Source organism: Catenuloplanes nepalensis, assembly GCF_030811575.1.
In the GTDB taxonomy this organism is placed as follows: Bacteria; Actinomycetota; Actinomycetes; order Mycobacteriales; family Micromonosporaceae; genus Catenuloplanes; species Catenuloplanes nepalensis.
On the sequence record NZ_JAUSRA010000001.1, the window covers coordinates 8,704,679 to 8,726,958 of the forward strand.

Annotated in this window: 19 protein-coding genes; 11 read left to right on the top strand and 8 right to left on the bottom strand. The window is 72.9% G+C overall.

Annotated features, from left to right (window positions below; all coding sequences use genetic code 11):
- Window positions 1-5: 5 nt before the first annotated feature.
- Window positions 6-968: a C40 family peptidase gene (locus J2S43_RS37785; protein ID WP_306837447.1), complete on the bottom strand. Its 963-nt coding sequence runs from the start codon at window positions 966-968 to the stop codon at window positions 6-8.
- Window positions 969-1,057: 89 nt separating this feature from the next.
- Between J2S43_RS37785 and J2S43_RS37790 the strand changes: the two genes are divergently transcribed.
- Window positions 1,058-1,276 carry a heavy-metal-associated domain-containing protein gene (locus J2S43_RS37790; protein WP_306837449.1) on the top strand — a complete coding sequence of 73 codons (219 nt, stop codon included), beginning with the start codon at window positions 1,058-1,060 and terminating at the stop codon, window positions 1,274-1,276.
- A gap of 5 nt (window positions 1,277-1,281) precedes the next feature.
- Window positions 1,282-2,478, top strand: a complete 1,197-nt coding sequence (locus J2S43_RS37795) for a DUF8832 domain-containing protein (protein ID WP_306837450.1) — start codon at window positions 1,282-1,284, stop codon at window positions 2,476-2,478.
- Here the strand turns inward: J2S43_RS37795 and J2S43_RS37800 are convergent.
- Window positions 2,465-3,607: a class I SAM-dependent methyltransferase gene (locus tag J2S43_RS37800; RefSeq protein WP_306837451.1), complete on the bottom strand. Its 1,143-nt coding sequence runs from the start codon at window positions 3,605-3,607 to the stop codon at window positions 2,465-2,467. The two genes, J2S43_RS37795 and J2S43_RS37800, sit on opposite strands and share 14 nt — an antisense overlap.
- A 96-nt stretch (window positions 3,608-3,703) precedes the next feature.
- On the opposite strand from J2S43_RS37800, the gene J2S43_RS37805 reads away from it, so the two are divergent.
- Both J2S43_RS37805 and J2S43_RS37810 read left to right on the top strand, forming a co-directional pair.
- On the top strand, window positions 3,704-4,009 hold the full coding sequence (locus tag J2S43_RS37805) for a DUF2470 domain-containing protein (RefSeq protein WP_306837452.1): 306 nt from the start codon (window positions 3,704-3,706) through the stop codon (window positions 4,007-4,009).
- A 360-nt stretch (window positions 4,010-4,369) separates the two neighbouring features.
- On the top strand, window positions 4,370-5,554 hold the full coding sequence (locus J2S43_RS37810) for a hypothetical protein (RefSeq protein WP_306837455.1): 1,185 nt from the start codon (window positions 4,370-4,372) through the stop codon (window positions 5,552-5,554).
- Window positions 5,555-5,683: 129 nt separating this feature from the next.
- On the opposite strand, the gene J2S43_RS37815 is transcribed toward J2S43_RS37810, so the two are convergent.
- Complete coding sequence (locus tag J2S43_RS37815; protein ID WP_306837456.1) at window positions 5,684-6,382, bottom strand: polysaccharide deacetylase family protein; 699 nt, start codon at window positions 6,380-6,382, stop codon at window positions 5,684-5,686.
- A gap of 797 nt (window positions 6,383-7,179) precedes the next feature.
- Window positions 7,180-8,898, bottom strand: coding sequence for a DEAD/DEAH box helicase (locus J2S43_RS37820; protein WP_306837457.1), 1,719 nt, complete (start codon window positions 8,896-8,898; stop codon window positions 7,180-7,182).
- Between the two features lie 451 nt (window positions 8,899-9,349).
- On the opposite strand from J2S43_RS37820, the gene J2S43_RS37825 reads away from it, so the two are divergent.
- Window positions 9,350-9,976 carry a ferritin-like fold-containing protein gene (locus tag J2S43_RS37825; protein WP_306837459.1) on the top strand — a complete coding sequence of 209 codons (627 nt, stop codon included), beginning with the start codon at window positions 9,350-9,352 and terminating at the stop codon, window positions 9,974-9,976.
- Between the two features lie 98 nt (window positions 9,977-10,074).
- Here the strand turns inward: J2S43_RS37825 and J2S43_RS37830 are convergent, their stop codons facing one another.
- Together J2S43_RS37830 and J2S43_RS37835 are read right to left on the bottom strand one after the other, a co-directional pair.
- Window positions 10,075-10,299, bottom strand: a complete 225-nt coding sequence (locus J2S43_RS37830) for a DUF3107 domain-containing protein (protein WP_306837461.1) — start codon at window positions 10,297-10,299, stop codon at window positions 10,075-10,077.
- 97 nt (window positions 10,300-10,396) lie between these two features.
- The gene (locus J2S43_RS37835; RefSeq protein WP_306837462.1) at window positions 10,397-11,050 is read right to left on the bottom strand and encodes a TetR/AcrR family transcriptional regulator; all 654 of its coding nucleotides are present in this window, start codon (window positions 11,048-11,050) and stop codon (window positions 10,397-10,399) included.
- Window positions 11,051-11,452: 402 nt separating this feature from the next.
- Here J2S43_RS37835 and J2S43_RS37840 point away from each other — a divergent pair, with 402 nt between their 5' ends.
- The 5 genes from J2S43_RS37840 (at window position 11,453) to J2S43_RS37860 (ending at window position 18,054) form a co-directional block, all read left to right on the top strand.
- Window positions 11,453-13,633: a hypothetical protein gene (locus J2S43_RS37840; protein ID WP_306837463.1), complete on the top strand. Its 2,181-nt coding sequence runs from the start codon at window positions 11,453-11,455 to the stop codon at window positions 13,631-13,633.
- Window positions 13,634-13,678: 45 nt separating this feature from the next.
- Window positions 13,679-14,635, top strand: a complete 957-nt coding sequence (locus J2S43_RS37845) for an alpha/beta fold hydrolase (protein WP_306837465.1) — start codon at window positions 13,679-13,681, stop codon at window positions 14,633-14,635.
- A gap of 39 nt (window positions 14,636-14,674) precedes the next feature.
- Entirely contained in the window at window positions 14,675-15,817 is a 1,143-nt protein-coding gene (locus tag J2S43_RS37850; protein ID WP_306837467.1) for a DUF3152 domain-containing protein, read from the top strand.
- A 76-nt stretch (window positions 15,818-15,893) separates the two neighbouring features.
- Window positions 15,894-17,093, top strand: a complete 1,200-nt coding sequence (gene moeZ / locus J2S43_RS37855) for an adenylyltransferase/sulfurtransferase MoeZ (protein WP_306837468.1) — start codon at window positions 15,894-15,896, stop codon at window positions 17,091-17,093.
- Window positions 17,094-17,238: 145 nt separating this feature from the next.
- The gene (locus J2S43_RS37860; protein ID WP_306839727.1) at window positions 17,239-18,054 is read left to right on the top strand and encodes a prenyltransferase/squalene oxidase repeat-containing protein; all 816 of its coding nucleotides are present in this window, start codon (window positions 17,239-17,241) and stop codon (window positions 18,052-18,054) included.
- Between the two features lie 1,088 nt (window positions 18,055-19,142).
- Here the strand turns inward: J2S43_RS37860 and J2S43_RS37865 are convergent.
- On the bottom strand, window positions 19,143-20,564 hold the full coding sequence (locus J2S43_RS37865; protein WP_306837470.1) for a gamma-glutamyltransferase: 1,422 nt from the start codon (window positions 20,562-20,564) through the stop codon (window positions 19,143-19,145).
- A 110-nt stretch (window positions 20,565-20,674) separates the two neighbouring features.
- On the opposite strand from J2S43_RS37865, the gene J2S43_RS37870 reads away from it, so the two are divergent.
- Complete coding sequence (locus J2S43_RS37870) at window positions 20,675-22,012, top strand: MFS transporter (protein ID WP_306837472.1); 1,338 nt, start codon at window positions 20,675-20,677, stop codon at window positions 22,010-22,012.
- On the opposite strand, the gene J2S43_RS37875 is transcribed toward J2S43_RS37870, so the two are convergent.
- Window positions 21,960-22,268 carry an MGMT family protein gene (locus J2S43_RS37875; protein ID WP_306837473.1) on the bottom strand — a complete coding sequence of 103 codons (309 nt, stop codon included), beginning with the start codon at window positions 22,266-22,268 and terminating at the stop codon, window positions 21,960-21,962. The two genes, J2S43_RS37870 and J2S43_RS37875, sit on opposite strands and share 53 nt — an antisense overlap.
- Between the last annotated feature and the right edge of the window lie 12 nt (window positions 22,269-22,280).

Sequence of the window (22,280 nt, forward strand, 5' to 3'; positions counted from 1 at the left end):
CGCGATCAGCGGCCGCCGACGACCCGCCCGTAGCCATGGACCGGCTGGTAGCCCACCGCGTCGATGCGGACGTTCTCGCCGAAGCTCGGCGCGTGGATCATCTTGCCGTCCCCGACGTAGAGCGCGACGTGACTGATCCGGCCGTAGTAGAAGACCAGGTCGCCGGGCCGCAGGTCATCGCGGCTGATCCGCCGGACGGTGCGCCACTGACGCGCCGCGTTGTGCGGCAGCCGGGTGCCCGCGCGATGCCAGGCGGCCATGGTCAGCCCGGAGCAGTCATAGGAGCCGGGACCGTCCGCCCCCCAGCTGTAGGGCTTGCCCAACTGCTCGTAGGCGAAGCTGATCGCGTCGCCGGCCAGCCCGGACGGCGGCGGCGGGGGAGCGAGGTCCACCGGGCGGGCCCGGTCGCCGGAAGCGAGACGCATGCGGTGGAGGCGGTCGATCTCCTGCTCGATCTCCTTCTTGCGCAGCGCCAGCTCGACCTGCTGGTCACGCTGCTTCTCGGCCAGCGCGCCGGCCTCGCGCTCCATCTCGGAGTACCGGGCCTGGGACGCGGCCAGGTCGTCCAGCCTCCGGTGCTGGTCGCGGGCGAGGACGTCCAGCGTGAGCAGGCGCTCGACCATGTCGGAGCCGCCACCGGCCGCGACCATCAGCGCGCGGGCGTTGCCGGACGAGCGATAGGCGGCGGCGGCCAGCTCACCGATGCGTTCCTGGCGCTGCACCATGGCGAACTCGATCGGTGCCTTCTCGGCGCCGATCTCGCGTCGCCGTCGTTCCGTGCCGGCCAGGTCGTCGCGGAGCGCGTTGTGCTCCTCGATGACCACCTCCAGCTCGTGCGCGGCGGCGGCGAGGCGCTGCCGCAGCTCCTGGGCCGACGGCGGTGCGTCCGGATCGGCCTGGGCGGGAGCCGGCCCGACCCCGATCAGGGCGACGACGACGAGCGCTCGCGTGATGATGGAAGAGAGCACACCGGATCAACGACGCTCCCGGGCCGGGAGGCGTGCATACCACCGGGGGGTATAGTCGGTGCCGTCAGAGTCGAAGGGGAGCGTGAGCCATGTCCGTCACCAATTCCTACGCTGTCAGCGGGATGACCTGCGCACACTGCGTGCAGGCGGTCAGCGGTGAGCTCGGCCAGCTGCCGGGCGTGCACGAGGTGAGCGTCGACCTGCCGACCGGCACCGTGACCGTCACCAGCGACGGACCGCTCCCGATCGACGAGGTCCGCACGGCCGTCGACGAGGCCGGCTACGAGCTCGCCTCGGCCGATGCCTGACGCCGATGCCTGACCCGACACCCGGCACGATGCCCGCCACCGGCCCAGCGGCCGACGAGGCCAGTCCCACCTTGACCGAGGCCGGCGCCAGCTCTGCCGGCGCAAGCTCTGCCGGCACTGGTTCGGCTGAGGCCGGTTCGGCTGAGGCGGGCGCCGGGTATGACGGCGCCAAGTCCGCTGGCATTGGCTCGGCCAGGGCGGGTGGCGCCGAGGCCGATGAGGCCGGTGAGGCCGGGGCCGGTTTCGCCCGGCCGGACGAGCGCACCTCGATGCGCCTGCTCGGCGTGGTCGGTGGCCTGGTGCTGGCCGTGCTGGCCGGGTTCGGGCTGGGCCGGATCACCTCGGGCGGCGTCGCCGAGCCCGCGCCGCTGCCGGCCGCGACCGGGGCCAACGCGGTGCACACGGACGCGCCCGGCGTGGCCCCGCACACGCACGGCGGCACCAGCGGCGGCGTCGGCACCGGCGTCACGGTCGGCGGCAACCCGGCCGCGGGTGACGTGGGCGGGCTGATGGTCGGGTCCGCCGACTTCCGGCTGGTCCCGGCGGAGGCCGCGTTCCCGGCGCCGGCCGCGCGGGCGCCGTTCCGGTTCGTCATCCAGGCCGCGGACGGCACGCCGGTGACCGACTTCGCGGTGGTGCACGACGAGCGGCTGCACCTGATCGTGGTGCGCCGGGACATGTCCGGCTATCAGCACCTGCACCCGGTGCTGGCGCCGGACGGCACCTGGAGCACCGAGCTGGCGCTGCCCGCCGCGGGCGCCTGGCGCGCTTTCGCCGACTTCACCGCCACCACCGCGACCGGTGCCCAGGTCGCCACCACGCTCGGCGTGGACCTGTCGGTCGGCGGCGACTACGCGGCGACCGCGCTGCCCGCGCCCGCACCGAAGGTCACCGTCGGCGGGTTCGAGGTGGAGATGGCCGGCACGCCCGCGCTCGGTTCGGTCCAGCCGATGATCTTCACGGTCCGGCGCGGCGGTGAGACCACGCAGCCGGAGCGCTACCTCGGGGCGTACGGGCACCTGGTGGTGCTGCGCGAGGGTGACCTCGGCTACGTCCACGTGCACCCGGAGGACCGGCTGACCGTGGACGGCGCCGTGAAGTTCTGGCTGGCGGCGCCGAGCAAGGGCCGCTACCGCGCGTTCTTCGACTTCCAGGTGGACGGCGCGGTGCACACCGCGGCGTTCACGATCACGATCGGCTGAGCAGCCGCTCCAGCGCGGGTTCGATGTGGAACCCGCCGGTCAGCGCCGTGTACTCCGCCCGCGCGGCCTCGGTCGGGGCCGCGCCGGTGCGGCGCGCGCGGATCAGCAGGTTGCGCGGCGTGTGCGCGGAGTCGATGAACTCCACCACCTCGACGCGGTAACCGTGCAACCGCAGCAGCGACGCCCGGACCGTGTCGGTGAGCACGTCCGCGAACCGCTCGCGCAGGATGCCGTGCCGCCCGAGCCCTTCGAACGGCGTCGGAGCCGGTGCCTTGCGCAGCTGCGCGGCGAGATCGTGGTGGCAGCAGGGCGCGGCCAGCACCCAGCGCGCCTCCCAGCTCACCGCGCGGGCCAGCGCCTCGTCGGTGGCGGTGTCGCACGCGTGCAGCGCCAGCACCACGTCCGCGGCCTCGACGTCCGCGTCCAGGATGGTGCCGGCCACGAACCGGACCTCGTCGGCGCAGCCGAGCCGCTCGGCGAGCGCGGTGTTGCGGACGCGCTGGTCCTCGCGCACGTCCACGCCGACCACGTCCAGCGCCACGCCCCGCGCGGCGAGATACCGGTAGGCCGCGAACGTCAGGTAGGCGTTGCCGCAGCCGAGGTCCACCACGCGCAGGCGTGCGGGCAGCTCGTCCGGGAGTGTGGCGGCGAGCGCGCGCAGGAACGCGTCGACCTGCCGCCGCTTTGCCGCGCCGCCACCGATCTCCGCGAACAGCGGGTCGCCGGGGTCGAGCAGGTGCTCCTTCGCCCGATCATGAGCGACCGGCGCCGCGTCCGGGACGGTGGACGCGGCACGGTGCACCTGCGCCTCGCCCTTCTTAGTGACCCGCAGCTGGACGGTCCCGGCCGGCGACTCCACGTGCCAGTTGCCGAACGGCTCGGCCAGCAGCTCGTCCACGGCCACGGCGGCCTCGTCGCCGAACGCGACGTTGCGGGTGAACGGGCGCGCGCCGTCGTTCGTCACGATCTGCAGCTTGGCGCCGCCCTTTAGCGAGACCGGGCGCAGCTCGGCCCGGACCACCGACGGGGTCTGCCCCTTGCGCCGCCCGGCGGCCACCGCGCGGGTCAGGCCGGGGTGGAGCAGCAGGTCGCGCACCTCGGCGAGGGCGTCGGGAAGTGATTCGGGCATCCCCCCAGTCTAGATGCGCCCTCCGGCGCCGTGACCGGCCGCGATTGTGGCCTTCGACGCCGTGCGCGGAGGTGATCATCGCCTACCGTGTCCGCCATGGCAGACACCGTCTTCACCCCTGACGTGGTGGCGCAGATCATGCGGCACATGAACGACGATCACGCGGCCGACAACGTCCTCATCGTCCGTGGTCTCGGCGGGCAGCCGGACACCACCACCGAGGCGCGCATGTCCGGAATGGACGCGGACGGCATGGACTTCGTCGCGATCGTGGACGGCGTGGAGGTCCCGGTGCGGATTCCGTTCGCCGAGCGGCTGACCGAGCGCCGGCAGGTCCGCGGCGAGGCGGCCCGGATGTACCACGAGGCCTGCGCTGTGCTGGGCGTCACACCGCGTTCCTGACCCGTTCCAGTTGTCGAAATGACTGTCGAAACGGCGAATCTAATCGATGCCCCAGACTCCCTTAAAACTTCCCTAAAGGTCGGCGGAAACTCCCTCGGATTCGTTGAACCCCAGCGCTGTCCGACCCCGTAGGACCGGGCGAGGCGGTAAGCCTCGACTACTCCGGGGCCCCGCCGGACCGTCCTCGCTCGGACGGTCCGGCGGAGCCAGAGCGAACAAGGCTCACCGGTACGCCCGCGACGAGCGACGCAGGCTATCGGCCACAGAATCTGTCGAAGGGTTGGGTTCAGGCGGATGGCACCGAGCTGGGATGACGAAAAGACTGGCTGGCGCGACTGGCGTCGTTACAAGGTCCCCGGCATGATCGCCGTGGGCGCGCTCACGCTGCTCGGCGGCGGTCTCGGCGTGGCGATGGCCGGCACCGGGTCGTCGAGCGCGAGCGGGCAGACCATCGTGTGCCCCACCGTCGAGGACAAGCTCCCGGCGATCCCGGCCAGCGCGCAGGCCGAGGTGGACCGCAACCTGGCGCTGCTGGAGACGCAGATCCAGGAGGCGAACAACCGCCTGGCCACGTCCGCCGGCGAGGGCGGCGCGAACTTCGTGCAGAACGCGATCCTCGGCCCGCTGGCGGACAAGCGGACGTCCACGATCGACCGGATCGCGATCTCCATCGGCCGGACCGCGGAGAAGCCGACCAACCTGGGCGGCCTCGCGGAGTGCTCGCTCAGCGCGGGCGGCGGCGCCGAGGCCGGCGGCGACGAGCAGGCCGGCGGCGACGAGCAGGCCGGTGGCGGCGAGCAAGCCGGTGGCGAGGAGCAGAACGGCGGCGGGAACGCCGGGACCGGCGCGATCAGCTGCCCGGACGTGGCCGGTGAGCTGCCCGCGATCCCGGCGCAGGCCCAGGCCGAGGTGGACCGCAACCTGGAGCTGCTCGACACGCAGATCGCCGAGGCCAACCAGCGCCTGGTGGACACGGTCGGCCAGGGTGGCGCGAACTTCGTGCAGAACGCGATCCTCGGTCCGCTGGAGGACAAGCGCGTCGCCACGATCAACCGCATCGCGACCGCGATCGGCCGGAACGCGGAGCGCCCGAACCTGGACGTCGCGACGCTGGCCCCGTGTGAGCTGAACGAGGACGAGGTCCCGGTCGTCGACCCGGTCGAGGGCGGCAACGGCAACGCGGGCAACGGTGGCGAGGCCGGTGCCGGCTTCACCCAGCTCGTGATCAACGAGGGCAACGACGGCGGCTCGGACGGCGCGTTCAGCTGCCCGACCGTCGCGGACCAGCTGCCGGCCATCCCGAACCAGGCGCTGGCCGAGGTGGAGAGCAACCTGGCCCAGCTGGAGAAGCAGATCCAGGAGGCCGAGACCCGCCTGGCGAACTCGGCCGGCCAGGGTGGCGCGAACTTCGTGCAGAACGCGATCAACGGCCCGCTGGAGGACAAGCGCGTCGCCGCGATCAACCGGATCGCGACCGCGATCGGCCGGCACACCGACAAGCCGCAGCTGGACGTGGCGAACCTCGCCCCCTGCACCGTGGCCTGACCGAAGCCGGAGCCGCTCCCGATGCGAATTGCAGCGCGCATCGGGAGCGGCTCTTCACTTCTCAAGGATCAAGGCGTCCCCCATGTCGCTTGAACGACGTGGGGGACGCCTTGATCTTGGGGGTGGTGGTCACCAGGCGACGGCGCGGGCGTAGGAGTGGTTGCGCTCCTGGTACTCGCCGGTGATCTCGATTCGGCCCGGCTCCAGGCCGCGCCCCCGCAGTCCGGTGATCAGCTCCGGCAGCATCCGCTGCGTCTCCCGCTGCGCGCAGTGCAGCAGCACGATGTCGCCGTCCCGGACCGCGCCGAGGATCGCGGCGCCGATCGCGGCCGCGGCCTGACCGGCGCCGTCGTCCGGGTTGAACGCCCACAGCACCGGCTCCACGCCGTACTCGCGGAACAGCATCACCACGTCCTCGTTCGCGCTGCCGAACGGCGGCCGCCCGATGACCGGGACCGCGCCGGTGTACCGGGTTATCGCGGTCTGGGTGCGCCCGAGCTCGACCGCCGCGTCCTTGAGCGGGATCGCGGCCAGGTCGGGGTGGCTGTAGCTGTGGTTGCCGATCGCGTGCCCGGCCAGCGCGGCCCGGCTGGCATACCGCCAGTCCGCCTCCACGCCGCCGCCCACGAAGAAGAACGTGGCCCGCGCCCGCGTCTCGGCCAGGATGTTGAGCACCACCCCGGTCCCCGCGCTCGGCCCGTCGTCGAAGGTGAGCGCGACGTGCCCACGGGCCACCGGCCGCGTGGCCGCCGCAGCGAGCACACCCGGCCGCACCGCGGGCACGAAGCCGTTGGCGGTGAGGGTGAGCCCCATCGCCTGCCGATCCATCGGTACACCCGCCCTTCACCGTCCATGGCGCACGCGAGAGGTCCGTCTCTCGCGGGTGCGAGGCCATCCGTGGCTCGCAGGTCACAGGATCGGCGGCCGGCCCTCCGGCCTGAGATCAAACCCCGAGATCAAGACCAGCCGGGGGTACGGCATCAGCCCGCCTCGACCTCGCGGCCAGGCAACACCGGTCGGCCTGGCCGGGCGGTCTGGTGGCGCAGCCTGGCGGCCCGGTTGCGCGGCGGTCTGGCGGCGGGGTTGCGCGGGCGGCTTGACGGCGCGGTGGCGCGGCGGCCTGGTGGCACGGCTGCGCGGGCGGTCTGGTGGCGCGGGCGGCGGTCTGGTGGCGCGGCTGCGCGGGCGGCCTGGTGGCGGGGCTGCGCGGGCGGCCGGGCGCCGCCGGTCGGTTTGGCGGTGCGGCTTGGTGGCGCGGCTTGGTGGCGCGGCTTGGTGGCGCGGCTTGGTGGCGCGGCTTGGTGGCGCGGCTTGGTGGCGCGGCTTGGTGGCGCGGCTTGGTGGCGCGGCTTGGTGGCGCGGCTTGGTGGCGCGGCTTGGTGGCGCGGCTTGGTGGCGCGGCTGCGCCGCGGTCCGGTGGCGCGGCAGCCTGGCGGTCCGGGCTTTGACCTGGCCGCCACGGATCTGACAGGGAGGAGCGCCAGCGACGACCGGTGCCCGCGGGAGCATGCGGTCGTTGCCACGCCGGAAGCGGGAAGATCAAAAGCCTGGGCACACGCCTGGCCGGAACGGGAAGGCGGACTCCCGTCGCCGGGAATCCGCCTTTTGATCCTGCCTTCGAGGACTCAGTCCTCGGCGCCCTCGTCGGCGCCGCCCTCGGCGCCCTCACCACCGGCGCCCCGGCCACCGCGGCCACCGCGACGGCGACGACGGCGCTTGGGCCGGTCGCCCTCGTCGCCGGCCGCCTCCGCGGGATCACTGTCGCTCTCCCGGGCCTCCGGCACCTCCGTCGTCGTGACCTCGGCGGTCACCGTGCCCTCGCCGGACACGGCCTCGCCGGCCCGCCGACGCCGGCGACGCGGCTTCGCGCCGGCGTCGCCTTCCACGGCCTCGGTCACCGCCGGTGCCTCGCCGCCGCCGTCGACCGGCTCGGTGTGCCGGGTGCGCTTGCGGGTGCGCGGCGTGCGCTGCGCCGGAGCGGCTGCCCGGTCACCGCCGCGGCTCTCGCCACGACGGCCGCCGGAGCGACGGGTGCGGGTGCTGCCCAGGTCCTCCTCGATCTCCGCGGAGAGCCCGGCCCGGGTGCGGTCCGCGGACGGCAGCGCCGCCGCGACGTCGGTCGGGATGTCCAGGTCGGTGAAGAGGTAGGGGGAGGTGTGGTAGGTCTCCGGGGGTTCCCGCATGTCCAGCCCGATCGACTTGTCGATCAGGTGCCAGCGCGGCATGTCCTCCCAGTCCACGAACGTGACCGCGACGCCGGTGGCGCCGGCCCGGCCGGTGCGGCCGATGCGGTGCGTGTACGTGTCCGGGTCCTCCGGGCAGTCATAGTTGATCACGTGGGTGACGCCGGAGACGTCCAGCCCGCGGGCCGCGACGTCGGTGGCGACCAGCACGTCGATCTTGCCGGCCCGGAACGCCCGCAGCGCCCGCTCGCGCGCGCCCTGGCCCAGGTCGCCGTGGACCGCCGCGACCGCGAAACCGCGGAAGTCGAGGTCCTCGGAGAGCCGGTCCGCGGCCCGCTTGGTGCGCGTGAAGATCATCGTGAGACCGCGGCCGCGCGCCTGCAGGATGCGGGCCACCATCTCGATCTTGTTCATCGGGTGCGTCCGGTACGCCACCTGCAGCGTCTGCGGCGACGGCCCGGTCTCCACGGTGTGACCCGCGTGCACGGTCACCGGGTGCCGCAGGAAGCGGCGGGCGAGCGTGACGATCGGGTCCGGCATGGTCGCGGAGAACAGCATGGTCTGCCGGTCCTCCGGCAGCATGGCGAGGATCTTCTCCACGTCGTCCAGGAAGCCGAGGTCGAGCATGCGGTCGGCCTCGTCCAGCACCAGCGCGCGGATCCGGTCGAGGCGCAGCTTCTTCTGCTTCGCCAGGTCCATCAGGCGGCCGGGCGTGCCGACCAGGATCTCGACGCCGGTCTTCAGCGCGTCGGTCTGCTGCTCGTAGGCCACGCCGCCGTAGATCGGCAGCACCCGCACTCCGCGGCCCTTGCCGGCCAGCGCGAGGTCCTTGGCAACCTGGAGGCCCAGCTCGCGGGTCGGGACCACGACGAGCGCCTGCGGCAGGCCGTCGCCGCCCTCGGCGGGTGCGAACACCCGGTCGATGAGCGGAAGGCCGAACGCGAAGGTCTTGCCAGTGCCGGTCGGGGCCTGGCCGATCATGTCGGAGCCGCGGAGCGCGATGGGCAACGCGTACTCCTGGATGGCGAACGCGCGCTCGATGCCGGCGGCGGCGAGCGCGGCGACGGTCTCGTCGCGCACGCCGAGCTCGGCGAAGGTCGGCTTGTCGCTGATGGCCGGGGCTCGGGTGGGAGCGTTCTCCTGCTCTTCGATGTCGTTCATAAAGTTTTGGGGGTGCCCTCTCGTGGTGCGCCCCGCTTCGTTCGAGGGCGCGTGTGGGTCGAGGCGCGGGCCGCGCGCGGTCGTCGAGAAACGTCCGCGGGCCCGCACGCCGTCGCAGGGCTTGGGTTCATCGGCCGACGTGTCGTGTATTCACGGCTGCGTCGTGAGTCCCGCGCCATGGAGCCGCGGCGAGGGCCTCACGTGTCCTGCAGCATCACGTCTGGCGCGATGAAATCGATACCTGCGCCTGATCTGGTGTCAGCATACCCGACCAGCATGAACGGCACCTCAGCTGGAATATCTCGATTCAGGTGGGATGCCGGTGAGTGGGGTGCGTCACAAGTGGCATAGGTGTCGCTGGTCACCGCGGTCCGCTGCCGCGTTCGGCGTTGGGCGGTAGCCTGCGCTCGTGTCCGGTGACGATTCACGATCGCAAGATCTTCCTGCCCCCGTGGTGGAGCTGCTCGGCCTGGTGGCCTTCGGTGAGCTGCTCGCCTTCGAGCGGATGGCGCGGGACGCCGCGCTCGCCCCCGACCTGCGCCGGCGCGCCACGCTCGGCGAGATGGCCGCGGTGGAGGTGGACGGTTACCAGCGCGTCGCGGCCCGGCTCGCGGAACTCGGCGTGGACCCGCAGGCGGCGATGGCGCCCTACGTGCGCCCGGTCGAGGAATATCACGACGCCACCGAGCCGAAGGACTGGCTGGAGGCGCTGACCAAGGTCTACGTCGGCGACGGCATCGCGGACGACTTCCTGGCCGAGGTGGCCGCGCTGCTCGACGCGCCCGACGGCGGCCTGGTCCGGCGGGTGCTGCACGACGGCCGTTACGCCGCGTTCGCGGAGGCGGAGCTGCGCGCCGCGATCGAGGAGGACCCCAAGGTCGCGAACCGGCTCTCCATGTGGGCCCGGCGGCTGGTCGGCGAGACGCTCTCGCACGCGCAGCGGGTCGCGGCCGAGCGGGCGTCGCTGACCGAGCTGATCGTCACCGGCACCGGGCGCGAGGACGGCGTGCAGAAGCTCTTCCAGCGGCTCACCACGGCGCACTCGGCCCGGATGAACGCGCTCGACCTGAACAACTGAGGTTCCTGAACGACTGAGGCTTCGCAACGACTGAGGCTTCTCAACGACTGAGCCGCCGGGGCGAAGACCCCGGCGGCTCGGTCACATCGTCGGACGGCTCAGCGGGCGGTGAAGCCGACCGAGCGCTGGCTGGCCTCCGCGATCTCCACGTAGGCGACCTTCGTCACCGGGACAATGACCTTGCGGCCCTTCTCGTCGGTGAGGGTGAGGACACCGTCGCCGTTGATCGCCTCGGTCACGACCTTTTCGACCTCGTCCGGCGTCTGTCCGCTCTCCAGCACGAGCTCGCGCGGCGCGTACTGGACGCCGATCTTGACCTCCACGGGTCCTCCTCATGGGACGAAGATGTTCCGTTTCGAAGGCTAGCCGATCCGGACCGCCAATCGGCAGCTCAACCGCCGTGCTCGCGGAGAGCTGAATTCACCGGGCCGGATCGGGCGCGGAATCACCCTGGAGCGGGAAGCTCGCGATGCCGCGCCAGAGCAGGGTGGTCAACAGTGACTCCGCCTCCTGCTTGGGGATCTGGCGGCCGTTGGCCAGCCAGAACTGCGCGGCGGTCTCCGCGGCCCCGACCAGGCCGGAGGCGAGCAGCTCGGCGTGCGCTCGGTTGACACCGGTGTCCGAGATGATGGTGTCGGTCAGCGCCGCGATGCAGCCCTTCTCGACGCGGTCCACGCGCTCCCGCACGGCCGGCTCGTTGCGCAGGTCGGACGCGAAGACCAGGCGGAACGCCTCGCTCTCGTGGTCGACGAAGTCGAAGTACGCGGTGACGGCGCCCTGCACGCGCTCCTTGTTGTCCGGCGTGGCGCGCATCGCCGCCTGCACCTTCGCGACGATCGCCTCACAGTGCGTGTCCAGCAGCGCCAGGTAGAGCTCGAGCTTGCCCGGGAAGTGCTGGTAGAGGACCGGCTTGGAGACGCCGGCACGCTCGGCGATGTCGTCCATCGCGGCCGCGTGGTAACCCTGGGCGACGAAGACCTGCTGCGCGGCGGCGAGCAACTGCTTGCGGCGCGCGGAGCGCGGCAGACGCGTCGGCCGTCCCGCCGTTTGGGCGCCCCCCGACGCTGCGGTCATGGATCTACCTCCTCGCTGCGGGCGGACTGTGCGCCGCTCGCGCCATGGGATCGAGTATCCGGCGCGACGTGGTTTCCACCACCGTCCCCCGCCTGGTCGCCGAATTAGCCCGACGTAGCAACTTATCGCTGCTGTCAGCACACGGTAGCCTCAGCGGGGGCGACGGAGGAGCGCACGGTGGACGAATCGAGGGAAGCGGACGACGCCACGCCGGGTGAAAACCATAACGGTGCGGCTCCGCGTGACGACCGCGCCCGGCCGAACGGCTGGGCGCCGGTCGATTCCGCATGGTCGAACGCGGGCCCCTCGCACGAGCCGGAGCCGATGCCCCCGGCGTGGCGCCGGACGAAAGATCGGGACGCCGCCTCATGGATCGACCCGCAGGCCCGATATGCGGACCTGATGGCGCAGCTGTCTCCGTCTCCACCGGCCGCCACCGGCCGGACCCAGCGTCGGCCGGTCAACGGCCATGATCACAAGGAGCACCCGGTAGAGCCGCAACCTCCGCTGCCAGCCGCTCAGGTGCCGGCCAGCGCGCCCCCGTACCCGTATGAAGGTGATCTGGAGGACGCAGGTCTCCTCCCGCGCCCCGGATACCCGGGCGAGCAGACCGAGTCCGAGATCACACCGCGTGACTCGTGGCACCCGCCGGGTGCGCCCGCGTGGGGTCACGGCGACCCGGACGCGCCGTCCGGCCGGTTCACCGGCCCTCGCCCGGTCAGCGGGCCGCGGCCGGTCGAGCCGCTGCGCCCGGCCGGTCCGGCGCGCGCCGACGAGCCGCGCTTCGGCCGGCGTGGCGACAGCCCGACCGGAGGCCTGCGCGCGATCGACGGCGGCCTCTCCCGCGAGGGCCGGGAGCAGTCCCGGGCCGACATGACGGACACCGAGGTGAACGGGCCGCGCCTGATCGACTCACCGGAGGGCCTGCCGACCCGCCAGACGCGAGACCGCGTCGGCGAGGCCGGTGGCCGTCTGCTGGAGGGCATGCGCCGCCGCTCACCGGAGTTCGGCCGCGGGTTCGGCCGGGACCGTGCCGAGTCACCGGCCGGCGAGCCCGTCACACCGGAGGAGCCGCCGCCGGGCCTGCCGGCCTACGAGCCGCGCCGGTCCAGCGAGGCCCGTGCGCCGGAGGCGGACGGAGAGCTGCCGCCGCGCCGCTCGGCCCGCCCGGCCGAGGAGGGCGTGGAGACCGCGCCGCGCGCGGCCGGTCGCCGTGAGTTCCGTCCGCTCGACCTGGACGGCCGGCGCGGTGACCTGCCCGAGGAAGGCCGCCGGCGTGCGTTCCCGGATCCGGCGGACGAGCCGGCATTCCGCCAGTCCGGTTACTCCGGCGGCTTCCCGGCGTACCCGCCGCCCCCGGGCCTGCTGCCGCCGGGCCGCGACGAGTTCGACGACTTCGGCCGGGCGCCGGAGGTGCTGCCCAAGCGGGTGCCGTCCGACGACGTGCCGCTGATACCCGCGGCCCCGATCGCGGGGCCACCGGCCGCCGACACGCCTGATCTCGCCCGGATCCGCGAGGGCCTGCGCCGGGAGGACCCGGCGCCGGAGCGGGACCGTCCGGACGGGTTCGACGTGGACGCGATCCAGCAAGCGGTGCGCGAGGTCGCCGGCGTGCGGCACGCGACCGTGCACATCACCGAGAGCGGCGCGCACAAGCTGCGCCTGGACCTGACGGACGGCGCCGACCCGGCCGAGGTCTCCCGGATGGTCGCGCGGCTGCTGCAGGAGCGCATGGGCCTGGCCGCGTCCTCGCAGGAGGGCCTGCCGATCGGTGCGGAGGCGCCGGTGCCGGCGTCGGTCACGCCGATCCGCCCGTCCGTCGAGTCGCCGGCCGAGTCATCGGCCCGGCCACAGACCCGCAGCGGCGTGAGCTACCTGCCGCGCCCGGCCACCGCGCCGAAGCCGGAGCCGTCCGCGGCGTCCGCGCACGTGCCGATCCAGCCGGGCGTCCGGCCGGTGCCGAGCCAGCCCGCGCCCGCGGTCCAGGCGCAGCCGGTCCCGGTGGACGAGCCGGCCCGGCGCCGCCGGGTGGCACCGCCCGCCGAGAGCCTGCCGGTCGAGCCGGCCGCCGCCGTCACGGACGAGACCGGCGAGCAGATCGCGGCCGGTTACCTGCCCGGCCAGCCGACCGCGGCCGTGGTGGGACCGCCCGCGCTCGACCCGGGCGGCCGTCCCGGCCCGCGCGTGCTGATCGAGCACGTGCAGACCCGCACGTTCGGCCTGGACGTCACCGTGGAGGTGGAGCTGGCCGTCGGCGAGCAGGTGGCCACCGGTGTCGCGACCGGGCCGGCCGTCGACGGTTACGTGCTGCGGCTCTGCGCGGTCGCGGCCGCCTCCGCCGTGGACGAGCTGCTGCGCTCCGACGAGAAGGGCGAGGAGCCGGGCCGCTGTTACGTCGAGCACGCCGCCGTGGTTCCGTTCGGCACCACCGAGGTCGCGCTGGTCGTGCTGCTGCTGGCCTGCGACGGCTGGGTGGAACAGCTCAGCGGCTCCGCCGTGGTCAGCGGCGACCGGCGGCAGGCCGTGGTGCGCGCCACGCTCGCGGCCGTCAACCGGCGACTGGAAGGTCTGCTGCCTTCCTGACCGTCTGCCCGCACGCCGAGCAGGTCTGCGGGCAGACTTGATCCTATGAAGTGTGCGTTACTCGCGGATGAATCCGCGCTGTCCCGATCGGAACCTCCACCGCCCTGGCCCGCCCGGCAGATCTCACTGGGCGGGCGATCCATGCAGGTCAGAGAAACTCTCGGGACCTCCGTCGACGCCGAGCCCGCGCTCTACGTGCACGGCCTCGGCGGCTCCGCCCAAAACTGGACCGACCTGGCCGGCCTGCTCTCCGCACGCCTGGACGGGCTCGCGCTCGACCTGCCCGGCTTCGGCTACAGCGACCCGGTCCCGCGCTACACGATCGCCGCGTTCGCGGACCTGCTGATCCGGCTGATCGAGGAGACCGGCCGCGGCCCGGTGCACCTGGTCGGCAACTCGCTCGGCGGGGTCATCTCGGTGCGCGCCGCCGCTGTCCGGCCCGACCTGATCCGTACGCTCACGCTGATCACGCCCGCGATGCCGTTCCTGGACCCGCGCCGCACGCTGCAGGCGCCGGTGGTGCCGTTCCTGGCGCTGCCCGGGGCGGACCGGCTGGCCGCGCGCCGCTTCGCTCAGCTCCGGCCGACGCTGACGCGGTCGGTGCTCACCGCCTGCTACGCGGATCCGGCCCGGATGTCCGAGCAGCGGTGGCGCGAGGCGCTGGAGGAGTCGGAGATGCGCTTCACGGAGCACTACGCCAGCGCGTACGTGGGCACGATGCGCGGGCTGGTCGGCAGTTTCCTCCGGGCGTACCTGCCGGGTGCGAACTCGCTCTGGCGGCTGGCGTCCGCGGTTACCGCGCCCACGCTGGTGATCGGCGGCGACCGGGACCGGCTGGTGGACACGCGGGTCCCGGCGCAGGTCGCGCGGGTGATCCCGGACAGCCGGCTGATGGTGCTGGAGGGTGTCGGGCACGTGCCGATGATGGAGATGCCGGAGACCGTCGCGCGGGCGATTCTGGGCCTGGTGGACGAGGCGAAAGCGCCTTCTCGGGCGGGTTAAGCCATTTTCGGCCGTTCTTGGTGGCAGTCTTGAACAGCCATGACTACTCGGGGTGATCGATCGGCTGCCAACCGTACCGTCGAGGAACGTGCGGCCGCGGCGGCGATCCGGCGTGTCCGCCTCGACCCGGAGGAGCGCCGGCGACAGCGGCGGGACAACTTCGGGCTGCCCTCCGCGCCGATGTCCCGGTCGCTGGCCGTGACACGCGCGGAGGGCCGGTCGGGGCGGCTGCGCCGGGACGCCGGCTCGGTCCGTGTCCCCGGACCGTCGCGGGCCCCGATGCCCGGTGGGCCGGCCGAGCCGGTCCACCGGATGCGGCGCAGACGGCGGCGGACCGGCGTGGCCGCGCTGTTGCTGGCCGCGGCCGCGCTGGTAGGAGTTGATCTCGTCCGGGGCCCGGACTACCGCCCGGTCAGCGCGCCCGCCGGCGAGGTCACGCCGGTCGCTTCGGAGGAGCCGCCGGCCCGCTGGGCCGACCGGCCACGCCGCACCCCAGCGGCGCCCTCGCCCACCCCGTCCGTCAAGACGCCGGTGATCCCGAAGGCGACGCCGCGACCCGCCTCTGCGCCGCCGCCCGGTGGGGAGACGGTGATGCCGGAGAAGGCCAGCACGTTCGCGCAGCAGGGCACCGGGGCGTTCACCCACGCCGCCGGCACCGGCCCGGTGCTCGGCCGGGCAGGGATGCTGCGACGCTTCCGGGTGGTGGCCGAGGGCGGCGCCGGCGTCACGGCGGACGCGTACGCCGCCGAGGTGGACCGGATCCTCGGCGATCAGCGCAGCTGGATCGCGGCCGGGCGGTTCCGCCTGCAGCGGGTGGCGCAGGGGCAGAACGCGGAGTTCGTCATCTACCTCGCGACGCCGAAGACCAGCGAGAAGATGTGCGCGGCCGGTGGGCTGGCCACGTCCGGATACGTGTCCTGCCGGCTGACCGGCCAGGTCATCATCAATGCGGCGCGCTGGCACACCGCGATCCCGGACTACGGCGCGCCGCTCGCCGACTATCGGGCGTACGCGATCAACCACGAGGTGGGCCACCAGTTCGGGCACGGACACGAGGCCTGCCCCGGTCCGGGCTCGCCGGCACCGGTGATGCAGCAGCAGACGTACGGCCTGCGCGGTTGCCTCGCCAACGCCTGGCCCTACCTGGCCGGCCGCCGCTACGAGGGCAAGGCCGTGAACTGAACCTGAACTATTCCCCTGTCCCGCAGTGCGGGCGCGTGTCCCTTCTCATGGCGTCGTCGGTTACGCCCGAGCGACAATGGCGTCCGTAGACCCAATCGATCCGGGGAGTCATATCGTGGCCCTACCCCCGCTCGTCGAGCCAGCCGCCGAGCTGACCGTCGACGAGATCCGTCGCTATTCCCGCCACCTGATCATCCCGGACGTCGGGGTCGAGGGGCAGAAACGGCTCAAGAACGCCAAGGTGCTGTGTGTCGGCGCCGGTGGCCTGGGCTCGCCCGCGCTGATGTACCTTGCCGCGGCCGGCGTCGGCACGCTCGGCATCGTCGACTTCGACACGGTGGACGAGTCCAATCTGCAGCGTCAGATCATCCACGGGCAGTCCGACATCGGTAAGCCGAAGGCGGAGTCCGCGGCCGCGTCCGTGCGCGAGATCAACCCGTACGTGAACGTGCAGGTCCACAACACGTCGCTCGACAACGACAACGTGTTCGAGATCTTCGGGCAGTACGACCTGATCGTCGACGGCACCGACAACTTCGCCACGCGCTACCTGGTCAACGACGCGTGCGTGCTGCTCGGCAAGCCGTATGTCTGGGGTTCGATCTACCGCTTCGACGGCCAGGTCAGCGTGTTCTGGGATCAGTACGGGCCGAACTACCGCGACCTCTACCCGGAGCCGCCGCCGCCCGGCATGGTCCCGTCCTGCGCCGAGGGCGGCGTGCTCGGCGTGCTCTGCGCGTCGATCGGCGCGGTCCAGGTCACCGAGGCGATCAAGCTGATCACCGGCATCGGCGACCCGCTGCTCGGCCGGCTGATGGTCTACGACGCACTGGAGATGTCGTACCGCACCATCAAGATCCGCAAGGACCCGAACGCGGAGCCGATCACCGGTCTCATCGACTACGACGACTTCTGCGGCGCGGTCTCCACCGAGGCGCAGGAGGCCACGCTCGGCTCCACGATCACCGTGCACGAGCTGAAGGAGTGGCAGGACGCGGGCAAGGACTTCCTGCTGGTCGACGTGCGCGAGCCCGCGGAGTACGAGATCGTCCGCATCCCCGGCTCCACGCTCATCCCCAAGGGCGACATCCTGAACGGCGAGGCACTGGCCACACTGCCGCAGGACAAGCAGATCGTGCTGCACTGCAAGTCCGGCGTGCGGTCGGCCGAGGCGCTCGCCGCGCTCAAGGCGGCCGGCTTCAAGGACGCGGTCCACGTCCAGGGCGGCGTGGTCTCCTGGGTCAAGAACATCGACCCGTCACTGCCGGAATACTGAGCCTTCACGTGAGATGCCCGCTTCCTACGGGGGGCGGGCATTTTGCATTGCCTTAGAACGAGATCCCCCTCACGGATAGTTGACCTTGGCTGACTCGCCGAGAGTAAAACCCGGTTTCCGGGGGTAGCCTGGCTCGGTGGTCGACATGGATGCCGCGATAGGCTTCGTGGTTGCCCGAGGCGATCAGGTGGATCGAGCCCGGCTCTCCTACCTGCGCAACGGTGCAGCCGCACCCGATGACGCGATCGCTCGCACCGAGATGGGCCAGGCCCCGGACGGTGGCTGGCCCGCCCAGTGGGGCGGCGAGGTCGCGTCCATCGACGCGACCTGCTTCCGGCTCACCGAACTCGACGACCTCGGCGCGCTCGGCCGCCCCGCGGGCCGCAAGGCGCTCGACTGGCTGGCCGGTCGCCAGCGCCCGGACGGCACCTGGGAGGAGGACGCCTCCTACGCGCGCACCGCCCCGCCGTGGGCCCGCCCCGGCGACCCCGAGGCCCGGCTGCACCTGACCGCGCTGGCCGCGTACTGGCTGATCATCGGCGGCGGCCAGGCCTCCGCCGAGAGCGGCCACTTCGACCCGCGCCTCGGCGGCTCCTACGCCGGCGTCGCCCGCTCGGCCGCCCAGGCGATCGCCGGCTCGCTGCGCCCCGACGGCAGCTGGCCGTCCTTCCTGATCACCGGCGCGCTCGGCGCCGCCGTCCTCTACCGCCAGGACATGTTCTACGAGTCCGCCCGCATGCAACTGATCCTCGCCGACCGCCTGCCGAAGCTCAGCCCCGGCGACACCGCCTACCTCGCCGCCACGCTCCGCCGCGCCGGCGTCCCCGACGACGACCACCTGCCGCAGGTCGCCCGCCAGCGCCTCGGCGAGACCCAGCGCACCGACGGCGGCTGGCCCAGCGACGACGGCGACGCCTTCGACCTCCACACCACCCTGCTCGCCATCCGCGCCACCCGCTGAGCCCCACGCGTTCCGGCCGCAGCGGACCTGTCCCGCTTTCCGGCATGGCCCGCAAGCGCTGCGCTGTCCCGGGCCGGGCCCTGGCCGCCACGGACCGCTCTCGCATATCGCTCATGACAAGAGCCAATCCGCAGAGGCACATTTCCCGCTTCCGGCGTGGTGCCGCCCGCATGCTCCCGCGGGCAAACGCTCGCGGCGGCCTCCGCCGCCGCTCCGGACGCCGCATCGGAGCCGGTGACGTCGTCGGTCCCGCGAACCCACGCGAGCACCACGACCGCTCCTCCCACGGCGCGACCTCCGGTCCGCGGCCCGCGGCCTCAACCCCGCATCCGCATGATCACATTTGTCCCGCACCCGGCCACGGCACTCATCCCGCCCGCCTTTGCTCTGCTTACCAGAGCAAATCGGGCACTCGCCGTGTCTGCCGGCGCGGGCGGCCATCTCGGCGTGGGCCAGGCATGAATCCCCGGAAGCGGGCACGTGGCGGGGCGCCGCATACCGGATATCTCCCTGTATTTCTACCGTGTCACTGACGGTAGTGGTCACTAGTGATACACCAGGCACGGAATGCGCGACCCATAACGTGCCTGGTGTATCACTCGTCAGTGGATCATGCGGACGGGACCTCACCTCGTGCCGTGAGTCGGTGAAGGAAAGCCCCTTTTCGGGCGCGGTGCTGCCCGTAGGTGGCCGACGTGGCGCGTAACCCTATGCGGCGGTCATCGCGGTGACGCTGGGTGAGGAACGGCTCGGGGTGGGCGTCTCCATCGGCTCCCGATCTCTTCGTGCCGCGGAACGCCCCGGCATCGGCGTAGCCGGCCCCGAGGTCCCCGGCTGTCTTGCTCTGCTTACCTGGACAAACGGGTCGTTGCGGACGGCTGTCGCCGACGGTGGTCGTGCCCGATTGATCCCGGTAAGCAGAGCAAAGCCGCGCTCGTGGCAGGAGTCCGCCCGGTAAGCCCGGCTAGCGCTCCCGAATCCGATTCATCCCTATAAAGCTACAGTGGATGTCCGATTCGTCATGGTAAGCAGAGCAAGGCAGGGGCGGTCGGCAACCGATTTGGCCGGGTAAGCAGAGCAAGGGTGGGTCAGAGGAGGGCTGCGATGCCGCCGCGGCGGGGGTCGGCGGCGGCGCCGGAGCGGCCGATGGCGGAGGTGCCGCCGAAGTAGTGGCTGAGGTGGTCCCAGCGGTTGACCGGGAGGCCGGCGGCCTCCATCGCGGCCAGCTCGTCCTCGGGGACGCCGGCCTCGGCGTGTACCTCGTCGCCGACCACGTGGAAGCGCGGGCGCGCGATCGCGGCGGGCATGTCCAGGCCGTCGATGAGCGTGGCGATCAGCGTGTGGATCAGCGCGGTACGGATGCGCGAGGCGCCGGCCGAGCCGCCGGCCAGCACCAGGCCGCCGGCGTCGTCCAGGACCACCAGCGGGCACATCATCGAGGACATCCGGGAACCGGGCGCCAGGCCGGCGGTGACCAGTTCGGCCTCGCCGAGCATGGAGTTGAGGTGCACGCCGAGCCCGGGGAGCCAGACGCCGGCGCCGAGGCCGAGCGTGGTGGTGATCACGCAGGCGTTGCCGTGCGCGTCGACGGCGGCGACGTTCGTGGTGTCGCCGAGCCGCTGGGGGCCGGGGTCGGCGAGCGCGCGGGCGACGGCCACGGCGCGGTCCGGGCGGGGGAGCGTGGCGAGGCCGGCGGGGAGCGTGCCGATCGTGGCGACCAGCCGGTTCAGGTCGTGGCGGGCCAGGACGCGCTGCCCGGCCAGCGGCGCCTGGTGCACCGGCAGTTCCCGCACGCGGTAGGCGGCGAGGTCGGCCGGGCCGAGCGCGCCGCCGGTGGCGCGGACCGCGTCGACCATCAGTTTGGCGAAGCGCCCGGTGTAGAAGACGGACGGGCCCTCGTCGGCGAGCTCGGTCATCGCCGCCTCCAGGCCGGGGTGGAAGAGGCGTTCGCCGGCGTTCAGGTAGCGGCCCTCCGGGCGGTAGACGACCTCGCCGGCGCCGTAGGACAGTGCGGGCCCGCACCCGATCAGCGTGTGTGCGTGCTCGGCCGGCAGCGGCACGCCGGTTCGCGCGAGCAGCGTCGCGGGTTCGACCACGCGGGACCAGGGGAGCGTGCCCCAGCGGCGGTGGACCTCGCCGGTGCCGGCCGGGACGCCGGGGACGGCGACGCTGGCGCCGCCGATCGAGTAGGTGACCGGGACCGCGCCGAACGCGACCTCGGTCGGCATCATCTCGCCGGCCGTGACGTCGCCGTCCAGGCCGGGCACGGCGCAGAAGAAGTCGAGGCAGGTCACGTCGCGGGTGGCGGCGTCGTACCAGATCGCGAACCCGCCGCCGCCCAGTCCGGTGAAGATGCTCTCCGTCGCGGCGCTGGCCAGGACGGCCGCGACCGCCGCGTCGGCCGCGGTGCCGCCGGCCGCGAGCGCGCGCAGGCCGGCCTCGGCGGTGGCCGGGTGGCCGGCGGCGACGGCGGGCGGTACGGGCTTTCGGGCGCTTTGCGTAGTCGTCACCGGCGGCAGCGTAAACGGCTCTGTGCGTGATCGGGTGCCGATGGCTAACATCCGCGCCTAATGAGCGAGCTTGCGAGCGAACCTGCTGGCTCAGGGCCGGAGGAGACCGCATGAGCGCGCGAACGGATGATCTCCTGCCCCGTCGGGTGCACGTGGGCTACGCGCTGGGGTCGCTGACCACCGGCGCGTTCGGGACCGTGCCCGGCCTGCTGCTCCTGCCCTACCTGACCGACACGCTGGGCGTGGCCGCCGGGCTGGCCGGTCTGCTGGTGCTGCTCCCCAAGGCATGGGATGTACTGATAAATCCCCTGGCCGGGCGAATATCCGACAGGACGCGGACGCGGTGGGGCGCGCGCCGGCCGTACCTGCTGGTGGCGGGTTTGGGGGTGGCTCTGCTCTTCGCCTCGATCTTCGCGGCGCCGTTCGGGATCGGGAACGGCGCCTACGTGGCCGTCGCGTTCCTGGCGACCGCGACCGCCTACGCGTTCTTCCAGGTCCCCTACGTCGCGATGCCTGCCGAACTGACCGCGGACAGCACCGAACGGACCCGGCTGATGACCTGGCGGGTCGCGGTGCTGGCGCTGGCCATCCTGATCTCCGGCGCGCTCGCACCGCTGGTGGTGACCGCGGGCGGCGACGGCATCCCCGGCCACCGCTGGATGGGCATCTTCGTCGGCGCGCTGATCGCGGCCGGTGCGGTCGGCGCGTTCCTCGGTACGAGAGGCGCACCAACCGGCCGGGTGGAGGAGAGCGAGCCGAGCCTGCGCGCGCAGCTGAGCGTCGCCACCGCGAACCGTCCGTTCCGCACGCTGCTGATCGTTTTCGTGGTGCAGGCCGCGGGCATCGCCACCGTGCTGGCCGGCGTGAACTACTTCGCGGAGCAGGTGCTGGAACGCCCGGACGACGGCCCGACGCTGCTGTTCGCCGCGTTCGTCGGCCCGGCGCTGCTGGTGATGCCGCTCTGGCGGCGGGTGGGGGCGTGGACCGGCAAGACGCGCGCGTTCACGATCGCGTCGCTGCTCTTCGCGGCTGGCGCGCTGGCGCTGGTCGCGGCGCCGGTGCTGCCGCCGGTCGCGGTCTACCTGATCGTGGCCGTGATCGGCGCCGGTTACGCGGGCGAGCAGGTCTTCGCGATGGCGCTGCTCCCGGACCGCATCGCGGAGGCCGAGGCGCACACCGGAAAGCGGCAGGCGGGCGTGTTCACCGGACTGTGGACCGCCGGCGAGACGTTCGGCCTGGCGCTCGGCCCGGGCGTGTTCGCGCTGGTCCTGGCGCTGTTCGGCTACGTCTCGTCGGACACCGGGCAGGCCGCGGCGCAGAGCGACACCGCGAAGCTGGGCGTGCTGCTCGGCTTCACCGTGCTGCCCGCGCTGCTGGTGGCCGCGCCGCTGCTGCTCATCCGGGCGGGTTCCACGCATAGAAGGACAGCGGCACGCGCTCGCCCGTGAAGATCAGCCCTTCGGCCGCCAGCAGTGCACGGGCGCGCTGCTCGTGGCCGGGTGGGAGGCGGCCGGCGCTGTTGACCACGCGGTACCACGGGACCGCGCCGCCGTGCCGCGACATGATCGTGCCGACCAGCCGGGCGGAGGCGCGGCCGGACCGGTCGTAGAGCGCGTCCGCGATCGCGCCGTACGACATGACCCGGCCCGGCGGAATGCTCTCGACCAGCGTGAGCACGGCCTCGACGTACTCCTCCGGTGTCATGTCGCACCACGA

Bases quoted from the DNA above. Each gene is read 5' to 3' on its own strand.
- J2S43_RS37790 (WP_306837449.1), top strand. From the start codon at position 1,058: ATGTCCGTCACCAATTCCTACGCTGTCAGCGGGATGACCTGCGCACAC.
- J2S43_RS37795 (WP_306837450.1), top strand. From the start codon at position 1,282: ATGCCTGACCCGACACCCGGCACGATGCCCGCCACCGGCCCAGCGGCC.
- J2S43_RS37800 (WP_306837451.1), bottom strand. From the start codon at position 3,607: ATGCCCGAATCACTTCCCGACGCCCTCGCCGAGGTGCGCGACCTGCTG.
- J2S43_RS37805 (WP_306837452.1), top strand. From the start codon at position 3,704: ATGGCAGACACCGTCTTCACCCCTGACGTGGTGGCGCAGATCATGCGG.
- J2S43_RS37810 (WP_306837455.1), top strand. From the start codon at position 4,370: ATGATCGCCGTGGGCGCGCTCACGCTGCTCGGCGGCGGTCTCGGCGTG.
- J2S43_RS37815 (WP_306837456.1), bottom strand. From the start codon at position 6,382: ATGGATCGGCAGGCGATGGGGCTCACCCTCACCGCCAACGGCTTCGTG.
- J2S43_RS37820 (WP_306837457.1), bottom strand. From the start codon at position 8,898: ATGAACGACATCGAAGAGCAGGAGAACGCTCCCACCCGAGCCCCGGCC.
- J2S43_RS37835 (WP_306837462.1), bottom strand. From the start codon at position 11,050: ATGACCGCAGCGTCGGGGGGCGCCCAAACGGCGGGACGGCCGACGCGT.
- J2S43_RS37840 (WP_306837463.1), top strand. From the start codon at position 11,453: ATGGCGCAGCTGTCTCCGTCTCCACCGGCCGCCACCGGCCGGACCCAG.
- J2S43_RS37845 (WP_306837465.1), top strand. From the start codon at position 13,679: ATGAAGTGTGCGTTACTCGCGGATGAATCCGCGCTGTCCCGATCGGAA.
- J2S43_RS37850 (WP_306837467.1), top strand. From the start codon at position 14,675: ATGACTACTCGGGGTGATCGATCGGCTGCCAACCGTACCGTCGAGGAA.
- moeZ (WP_306837468.1), top strand. From the start codon at position 15,894: ATGGCGTCCGTAGACCCAATCGATCCGGGGAGTCATATCGTGGCCCTA.
- J2S43_RS37860 (WP_306839727.1), top strand. From the start codon at position 17,239: ATGGATGCCGCGATAGGCTTCGTGGTTGCCCGAGGCGATCAGGTGGAT.
- J2S43_RS37870 (WP_306837472.1), top strand. From the start codon at position 20,675: ATGAGCGCGCGAACGGATGATCTCCTGCCCCGTCGGGTGCACGTGGGC.
- J2S43_RS37875 (WP_306837473.1), bottom strand. From the start codon at position 22,268: ATGACACCGGAGGAGTACGTCGAGGCCGTGCTCACGCTGGTCGAGAGC.